Origin of the sequence: Pseudomonas sp. ES3-33 (genome assembly GCF_000952175.1) — a bacterium.
Taxonomy (GTDB): domain Bacteria; phylum Pseudomonadota; class Gammaproteobacteria; order Pseudomonadales; family Pseudomonadaceae; genus Aquipseudomonas; species Aquipseudomonas gregormendelii.
Genome location: NZ_JZRI01000137.1, coordinates 18,371 through 27,243 on the forward strand (window position 1 = coordinate 18,371; position 8,873 = coordinate 27,243).

An 8,873-nucleotide genomic window follows, 5' to 3' on the forward strand; every position below is an offset into this window, starting at 1 on the left:
ATGGGGATTATGCAATTGTTCAAACAGACCAGCGGATGGCTCTACCTGAACTCGTCAGTGGGGCGCAATCAACTGCACGGCGCCGGGGTGATCCTGATGCTGCATCGGGTGCTGCCCGATGACGACGCCGCCGACCTGCCCCATCGCAACGAACTGTGCATCGGCACCCAGGCCTTTGACCACTTTCTGGGCTGGCTGAGCAGGCACTTCGACTGCGTGCCGCTGATGGACATCCTGCAACCCACCCAAAGCCCGACGAAGCGGCCAAGAGTGAGCCTGACGTTCGACGACGGCTGGCGCGACAACGCCCTGCACGCCTTCCCGGTATTGCTCAAGCATCAAGTGCCGGCGAGTATTTTTCTCTCCAGCGATTTCATCGGCAGCCGCCAGCGGTTCTGGTGGGAAAGCCTTGGCGAAACGCTCTGGGGCAGTCATGGCGAGGAGGCGCGGATACACCTGATCGAATCCCTGCAACAGGCCGGCCGGCCACTGCCGGCGCAGTTGCACGATGCCAACGAGCAACGCCGCAGTCTGGCGCTGCTGCGCTTTCTGCAAAGCCTGAAAACCCTGCCGCCCCAGGCGCTCAGCCGACTCACCGACGAGTGTCCGGCCGAATCCATGCCCCAGGCACTGGACTGGCAGCAGGTGCGCGAGCTGGAAAATTCCGGGCTGGTGCGCTTCGGTCCGCACGGGGCCAGCCATGCGATCCTCACCGGGCTCGACGATCGCACCCTGGCGGAGGAAATCCGCCGTAGCCGCGATGCGCTGCACAACGGCTGCCAGCGACCGTTGCCAGTGTACTGCTACCCCAATGGCGACAACGATGCACGGGTGCGGCAACAGGTCGCCGACCATGATTTCCCGTTTGCCCTGGGCACCGCTGCCGGGATTTACCGTGGCCACCCGGATCCGCTGGCACTGCCCAGGTTCGGCGTCAGCCAAAGGGTGGCGCGCAATCCGCAGTTGTTGTCCTGGCGCATCTGCCGCGGAGCCCGCGCATGAGTCGCAACACGTACCTGAAAAACCTGGCTTTGAGCATGGGCACCAAGCTGGCGATGATCGCCGTGCGCCTGCTACGCAACGTTTTGCTGGCGCGGATTCTGGGGCCAAGCGAGCGTGGTCTGTTTGCCCTGCTCAGTACCCTGCCCGAACTGATCAGCGCCGCCACCAGTGGCGGGCTAAATTCGGCCGTCGGCTTCCAGGCAGCGCAGCATCGGCCCATGGGTCTGTTGCTGAGTCAGGTATTGGTGTACGGCTGCTTGCTCGCCGGGTTGCTGACGTTGGTGGTGGTGGCGCTGACGCGGGAGTTCGGCAGCGAACTGGACATCACCCTGCAACTGGGTTTGCTCGCCTGGTTATTGTTGTTGGCGGTGCCGCTGACGGTACTCAAGAGTGGCCTGTTGACGCTGCACAACGCCTCGGGCAACGTGATGGCGTTCAACGTCTTGCGCCTGATCGAATCGGTGGCGCCGCTGCTGCTGTTTCTCGCCCTGTTCTGGATGTGGAAAAACGCGGCACTGGAAGCCGCGTTGATCAGTTGGCTGGCCGGGCTCAGCATGGTGGTGCTGACCGGCTGGATCTGGCTCAAGCGAGCCCAGCCGGTGATCTTGCAGTGGGACCGGGCCAGCCAGAAAGAACTGCTGCGCTACAGCGCACGCAGCCATCCCGACCTGTTGTTCCAGCAGGTGATCCTGCGCTCCGACTATCTGTTCATCGGCGCCCTGTTAGGTACCACGGCCCTGGGCCATTACGCGATGGCCAGCGCGGCTGCCGAATTGCTGCTGATCGTTCCCGAAGCCGTGACCACTCCGCTGATGAAGAACCTGCTGCAGCAGGAAAAGGGCATTGAGAAACTCACGCCCCTGGCATTGCGCCTCACCGCCACGGTGATGATTGGTGCGTGCCTGTCCATGGCGCTGATCGGTGAATGGCTGATCATTACCTTGTTCGGCGTTGCCTATCAACCGGCCTACCCGGCCCTCCTGGCGCTGCTGCCGGGCCTGCTGGGCCTGTGCTACATGAGCATCCTGCGCCTGGACCTGCTGGGCAAGAACCGTCCCGGCGCGATTTCCATGCTGATGGGTTTCAGCGCCCTGCTCAGCCTGCCGCTGAACCTCATACTCATCCCCGCCTATGGCATCGTCGGTGCAGCAGCGGCTTCTTCAATTGCCTACCTGGCGGTGACTGTGGCGCTGCTGCTGCTGTACTGCCACTTGAGCCGGGTGCCTATCTGGCAAACCCTGATCATCCTGCCCAGCGACGTGGCGCCCATGCTGCAAATGCTGCAACGGAAGTCGGCATGAAGTGGCTGTTACTGTTCATCAGTCTGAGTCTGAGCGCCGAAGCCGCCCCCATGCGCTGGGCGCAAATTCGCGACGGCAGCCTGTACCTGCAACCCGATAGCCCTGACACCCTGACCGTGCGCTGGACGCCGGCCTGGCAGGCACAAGCCAACGAAGAACAGCTGTACCTGATCGATGGCCAGGGCAAGCTGCAGGCCGAACGCAAGATCGCCGCGAGTGAAACCAGTGGCAGCCAAAGCTGGCCGCTGGCACCGAGCGCGGCCAGTTATCGCCTGGAAATTCCAGGCTACAGCTTCCGCCGGTACACGGTTGAGCACGACGAGCGCACGGTCGCGCTGTTTGCCCCGGCCAAGGTGCATTTCAGCGCCGAACCCGGGGACAACGAGGAGTTGTACTTCAAGGTCGCGGCCGGCGAGCGCGCGGTACTGGCCGGCAAGTTCCACGGCGGTGTGGAGGCCTTACAGGCGCAGCGGCTGGATGACGGCAAGCAGGTGTCGCTGGCCCTCAAGCCCTACCCGGCGTATTGGCAATTCGACAAGGTCGAGTTGCCAGTGGCCGCCGCTGACCAGGTCTGGCGCCTGCGCTTGCGCGGCAGTGGCAAAGTGGCGTTCTGGCTCGATGGCACGGCCAACCTGTTTGCCCAGACCCCACAGCAACTCAAACCCTTGCGCGAGGACTTCGGCAAGACCCGCCTGACCCTGCACCCGGGCGTGATCGGCAAGACCCCGAACCTGGGCATCGCCATGCCCTACGCGTTGCCGCCGCCCTCGACTTTTGCCTTGTTCGATGCGCTCAACGCCACAGCCGCGACCCACTACAGCCTGGTCGACATCATGGCGACCCGGCCGCATTACGAAGACAAATTCCGTCGCCTGTTCCAGGAGCGTTTCGGCATCACCCAGAACCTGACCCTGCTGGCCGGCCGGTACCGAGTGGCCGACCTGCGCCTCGATGCCAACAGCACCGCCGGACTCGATGCCTGGCTGGCCGCCACTCGCGCCCTCGGCGGCAAAGGCACGCACTACATCGGCTTCGCCGACGAGCCAAACCTCAACTACCGCGACTACGCGAGCTATCAGGCGATCTTCAACAGCATGGCCCGCCAGGTACGCAGCGACCCGGCCAATGCCAAGGCCGGCGTGCGCATTGTGATGCCAGCGAGCTCGCGGTTCATCAACGGTCCGTTCATCGAAAACGCCGAAGACCGGCGTGGCATCGACTGGGCCAGGCGCCTGCTCGCCGAATCCGGGGACAGCATCGATGCCCTGGCCTGGCACGAATGGATGGTGCGCGACCTGCTGGCGACCCGGGTCTATCGCGACAGCGTGCGGCGCGCCGCCGATCTGGTCGGGCTGGATGCCCAAGGTCGCCCACGCAAGGCCTTGCTGCTGGACCAAACCAACATGTCCAGCGGGAGCAGCCTCAGCCCGTACGACCAGGAGACCCATTACGCTTCACTGTGGTGGGCCTCGGTAGCGATCAATTCATCCCAGGATGGCTTGCTCGACATGCTCGGCTGGTTCCAGGCCGCCGACGAATCCGACCATCGCAAGGGCATGCTGCGCATGCTCGACGAAGAGCACTACGAGCTCAAACCGGTGGGATATGCCCAGCAGTTCATGCAGCAGCACTGGCTGCACGACGTGATGCGCCTGGAGAACGACGCCTTCGAAGTGGATGTGCTGGCCATGGCCAGCGACCATCAACGCAGTCTGTTCGGGGTCAACAAAGGCGCGCGCATCCAGTTGGTCAGCCTGGAGGGCACGGCCTGCCCGCTGAACAACGGCACATTGCATTACTTCGGCGTGGACAATCGCAGCCGCGAAGCACCTTTCAAATGCCAGGGCGGCCGCATCAGCTTCGAGCTGCCTGGGGAAACCTTGTTCGCCCTGCGCTGGAGCGCCTCATGAACGCCACGGACCGACCTGAACCTATGACAGCACGATTTGAATGGCGTACTTCGCTGTGTACACCCGACTTCCCGGCAGCGGCTTATGAAGCGTTGCGCCTGCGGGTCGCGGAGCACACTCCGTTCAACACGCTGGCCTGGATGTGCGCGTCGGAACAGGCCCTCGCCGTCGGATGCCAGGTGCATGTGCTGCTAGCCTGGCGAGGCGATGAGCTGCAGTTGTGCCTGCCCTTGGTGGCATCGGTGGAGCGTTTCGGCGGGTTGCCCTTCCGGGTGCTGCACCACCTGGGCTACCCCCTGGCCGATCGCCTGGCGCTGCTTGCCCGCCTGGACGCCGGGGACGTGCGCCAGGCATTGGCGCAGGTTCGCCGCAAACTGCCCCACGCCTTGCTGCAATTGAACGAGCTTTGCGCTGCCGCTGGCGAAGAAAGCGCCCTGACCCACTGGATGGCGCACAGCTCTACCGGTGAACGGCGCCTGAGTTGTCGCGTGCCCGTGCACCAGATCAGCGAGGCCGACCACCAGGAAATCTCCGGCGACCCGCGCTACAAACTGCGCCGCGCACGCAAACGCATCGCTGCCTGTGGCGCACAAGTGCGGCGCATTACCCCGGATGCGTCGACCATGGGTGCGTTGCTGCAGGCCATCAGTGAAGTCGAGGCGGTAAGCTGGAAAGGTGACGAAGGGGTGGGGATTTTTGCCGATGAGCGCCACCGCCAATGGATGAATCAAGCCTTCACCGCCCTCGCCGCCCAGGGGCTGGTGCGGGTGGTGATCCTCGAGCTGGACGAGCGCTGCATCAGTTACCGCCTGGGGCTGCTCGAACAGGGTCGGTTGTACGATTACAACCTGGCATTCCTGCCGCAATACGCCGACCTGGGCAGCGGCCGCGTCTTGCTCGAAGAGTGGATTCGCTGGGGCCTGGACGACAACTGGCGCTGGATCGATGCCTCGCGCGTCAGTCTGGAAAATTCCAGTCATCAACTGCACGAGCGCATGACCGGGCAACTGGAGCACTGGCGCTGGAGCTTCTATTCCTGGCGACCCAGCGGTATCGCCCTGGGGCTGGCCTTACGGGTCTGGCAGGCGCTCAAGCCACGGTTGCAACAATGGAAAGCGCGGCGTGCGGCCAAGCCCGTAAAACCGGAAGCGGTGCAACCAGTGGCGGCCGCCGTGGCCACGCCCACCCCCGCTGCCAAGCAGTTCAAGGCCAGGAACACCGCCATACTGGAGGGCAAACATGCCACGTCAAGTCATAGTCAACGCTGATGATTTCGGGCTCAGCCCAAATGAAAACGCCGTGATCCTCGGTGCATTCCAGGCGGGCGTTATCAGCTCTGCCACGGCCATGGCCAACATGCCGGCCTTCGAAGCCGCATGCGCCATGGCCCGGCATCCGCTGCTGACCGGTCGCATCGGCCTGCACTTCAACCTCACCTACGGCCAGCCGTTGAGCCTGGGCATTCTTTCGCGCCCGCACTTCTGCGACAACGCCGGGGTGTTCGACCTCAACCTGCCCCGCCATCGCCTCTGGCTCAGCCGCGAAGATCGCCAAGCTGTTCTGGAGGAGCTTGAAGCGCAATGGCAACGCTGCCTGGACAACGGCGTGCGGCCCAGCCATCTGGATTCCCATCAACACGTGCACAACATCTGGCCGATCGGCGAAATCGTCGCGCGCTTCGCCGCCCGCCAGGGCGTGCCGGTGCGCCTGGCGCGCAACCTGGGGCAAAACCTCAGCCTGCCCAAGCGCGTGTTCAAACGATTGCTCAACGCCCGTCTCCAGCAATTGGCCGGCGCCACCGCCGACTATGTGTGCACGCCTGTGGACCTGCGCAACGCAGCAATGCCGACCAAAGGAGTACTGGAAATCGTCGCCCACCCGAACCAGATCGGCACGGATTTCGGCGACGCTTATCTGAATCCCGGAGAGTCGCTCACGCAGTTGCTGGAGCAGCGGATGCGAGGTGTGCCGCGGGTGTCGTATGGGGCGGTGAACAGCGTCGGGCTACCGGGCGGGGCGGTGGTCGTGAAACCGTAAGGCAGAGCATCTTGCAGGCGCTGGCTTGCCGGCGATGGCGAGCTCACGGGCGTCATCGCTGGCAAGCCAGGCTCCCACAGGTCAAGTAATTCTTATAGGCTTGGCAGATTCCCGAAATAAAAATAGGAACCTCCCATGCTCGACACTTCCCTGCAAGACTGCGCCGCGCCAGAAGGCGTCTGCTATGGCTGTGGCGGCAAGAATCCCGATGGTTTGCATATCAAGAGCTTCTGGCACGAAGACGGCATCCATGTCATGGCCGAGCACCTGCCCGATGCCCGTTATTGCGGTTGGCCCGACCTGGTTTACGGCGGACTGATCGCCATGCTGGTGGACTGCCATTCGAACTGGACGGCCATGGCCTATCACTACCGCGCCGAAACCCGCACAGCCGATAGCCTGCCGCGCATCGACTGCGTCACCGGCAACCTGGGCATCAAATTCATCAAGCCGACGCCCATGGGTGTGCCGCTGACCCTGCGCGCCAAAGTCGAAGGTGACGTTGGCCGCAAGACCCGGGTGATCTGCGAGGTGTATGCCGATGGCGTGCTGACAGCGGTGGGCGACTCGGTGTTCGTGCGGGTCGATACCGGACAGCTGGCCGCCGCTGCGCATGGCCGCGAGGGTTGAGGCTTCGGTACTTTTTTTGTCGGCGGCGCGCCCACTCTGGTGCAAAATAGGCACTCGGCCGATAAGCTCAGGCCCTGTCGCGAATGCAGTGCAACGAGAGTCATATGAATATCCAAGTTGAGAAGTGTGATGCCCCCCGGACCCAGCGTTTTGGTTCAACGAAGCACATCATTCAAACAATGTCGGGGGTAACCGCATGATCGAGGTCACTGAGGTTTCCATTGCGCAGCTGCGGGCGGCGCTCGAGTCGGGCCAGACCACCGCGGTTGAACTGGTCCAGGCTTATCTCGCCAGGGTCGATGCCTACGACGGGCGCGACACGCCGACAGCGCTGAACGCAGTGGTGGTGCGCAACCCTGAAGCCCTCGCCGAAGCGCAGGCATCCGATGAGCGCCGCGCCAAGGGCCAGACCCTCGGCCCGCTCGATGGTATTCCCTACACTGCCAAGGACAGTTATCTGGTCAAGGGGCTGACGGCCGCCTCCGGCAGCCCGGCCTTCGTCGACCTGGTGGCTTACCGTGATGCGTTCACCATCGAGCGCCTGCGTGGTGCGGGTGCGATTTGCCTGGGCAAGACCAACATGCCGCCCATGGCCAATGGCGGTATGCAACGCGGGGTTTATGGCCGTGCAGAGAGCCCGTACAACGCCGATTACCTCACGGCGCCCTTTGCTTCCGGTTCGTCCAATGGCGCGGGTACGGCAACGGCGGCCAGTTTCGCCGCGTTCGGGCTGGCTGAAGAAACCTGGTCGAGTGGCCGTGGGCCAGCATCGAACAACGGCTTGTGTGCCTATACACCTTCGCGTGGGGTGATTTCGGTGCGCGGCAACTGGCCCCTGACGCCGACCATGGACGTGGTCGTGCCCTTCGCCCGGACCATGGCGGATCTGCTCGAAGTGCTCGACGTGGTGGTCGCGGAAGATCCCGACACCCGCGGCGACCTGTGGCGCATGCAGCCCTGGGTACCGATTCCGAGCGTGGCCTCGGTGCGTCCGGCGAGCTATCCAGCGCTGGCAGCGAAGGCTGAGGCTCTGGCCGGGAAACGCCTGGGCGTACCGCGCATGTATATCAATGCCGACCCCGAGGCTGGCACGGCAGAAGCGCCGGGCATTGGCGGGCCGACAGGCCAGCGCATCATCACCCGGGATTCGGTGATCGGGCTTTGGCAACAGGCGCGTCAGGCGCTGGAAGCGGCGGGCGCGCAAGTGATCGAAGTGGATTTCCCGCTGGTGTCCAATTGCGAGGGTGATCGCCCCGGAGCACCGACCGTCTTCACTCGGGGCCTGGTGTCGAAGGAGTTTCTGCACCACGAACTCTGGGACCTGACGGCCTGGGCGTTCGATGATTTCCTGCAGGCCAACGGGGATCCAAAGCTCAACCGGCTGGTCGACGTCGACGGCCCGCTGATCTTTCCCCACGACCCAGGCACCCTGCCCAACCGCGAAGGCGACCTGGTAGCGGGCATGGACGAGTATGTGCGCATGGCCGAACGCGGCATCACACCGTGGGACCAGATCACCACGGTGCCTGACGGCCTGCGCGGACTGGAACAGACCCGGCGCATCGATCTCGAAGACTGGATGGATCGCCTGGGCCTGGACGCGGTGCTGTTTCCGACCGTCGCCGACGTGGCCCCGGCGAATGCCGATGTCGATCCCCGTTCTGCGGACATCGCCTGGAGCAACGGCGTCTGGGTCGCCAATGGCAACCTCGCTATCCGCCACCTGGGCGTCCCTACGGTGACGGTCCCGATGGGCGTGATGCCGGACATTGGCATGCCGGTGGGCCTGACCTTTGCCGGTCGTGCCTATGACGATTCATCGTTGCTGCGCCTGGCCAGTGCGTTCGAGGCCACCGGCTCCAAGCGCCTGATCCCGCCGCGTACGCCTGTGTTGTAGGGAAAATGCCTGTGGGAATTGGGGCGACATGTTGGTGGCTGGTGTGCGCTGGGTGTTAAAAGATCGCAGCCTCGTTTCACTCGACAGCTCCTACGG

The 8,873-nt window shown here is 63.9% G+C and carries 7 protein-coding genes; all 7 read left to right on the forward strand.

Going from position 1 to position 8,873, the window contains the following annotated elements:
- Nucleotides 1–1,002, forward strand: a complete 1,002-nt coding sequence (locus UB23_RS22880; RefSeq protein ID WP_045061566.1) for a polysaccharide deacetylase family protein — start codon at nt 1–3, stop codon at nt 1,000–1,002.
- The gene (locus tag UB23_RS22885) at nt 999–2,303 is read left to right on the forward strand and encodes a lipopolysaccharide biosynthesis protein (protein ID WP_045061567.1); all 1,305 of its coding nucleotides are present in this window, start codon (nt 999–1,001) and stop codon (nt 2,301–2,303) included. The genes UB23_RS22880 and UB23_RS22885 overlap by 4 nt, the downstream gene beginning before the upstream one ends.
- Complete coding sequence (locus UB23_RS22890; protein WP_045061568.1) at nt 2,300–4,213, forward strand: hypothetical protein; 1,914 nt, start codon at nt 2,300–2,302, stop codon at nt 4,211–4,213. Before UB23_RS22885 ends, UB23_RS22890 begins: the two co-directional genes overlap by 4 nt.
- A 23-nt stretch (nt 4,214–4,236) precedes the next feature.
- On the forward strand, nt 4,237–5,481 hold the full coding sequence (locus tag UB23_RS22895; RefSeq protein ID WP_045061574.1) for a GNAT family N-acetyltransferase: 1,245 nt from the start codon (nt 4,237–4,239) through the stop codon (nt 5,479–5,481).
- The gene (locus tag UB23_RS22900) at nt 5,453–6,250 is read left to right on the forward strand and encodes a ChbG/HpnK family deacetylase (RefSeq protein ID WP_045061569.1); all 798 of its coding nucleotides are present in this window, start codon (nt 5,453–5,455) and stop codon (nt 6,248–6,250) included. Before UB23_RS22895 ends, UB23_RS22900 begins: the two co-directional genes overlap by 29 nt.
- Nucleotides 6,251–6,385: 135 nt before the next feature.
- The gene (locus UB23_RS22905) at nt 6,386–6,880 is read left to right on the forward strand and encodes a PaaI family thioesterase (RefSeq protein ID WP_045061570.1); all 495 of its coding nucleotides are present in this window, start codon (nt 6,386–6,388) and stop codon (nt 6,878–6,880) included.
- 196 nt (nt 6,881–7,076) lie between these two features.
- Nucleotides 7,077–8,777, forward strand: a complete 1,701-nt coding sequence (locus UB23_RS22910) for an amidase (protein ID WP_045061571.1) — start codon at nt 7,077–7,079, stop codon at nt 8,775–8,777.
- The last annotated feature ends 96 nt before the right edge of the window (nt 8,778–8,873 follow it).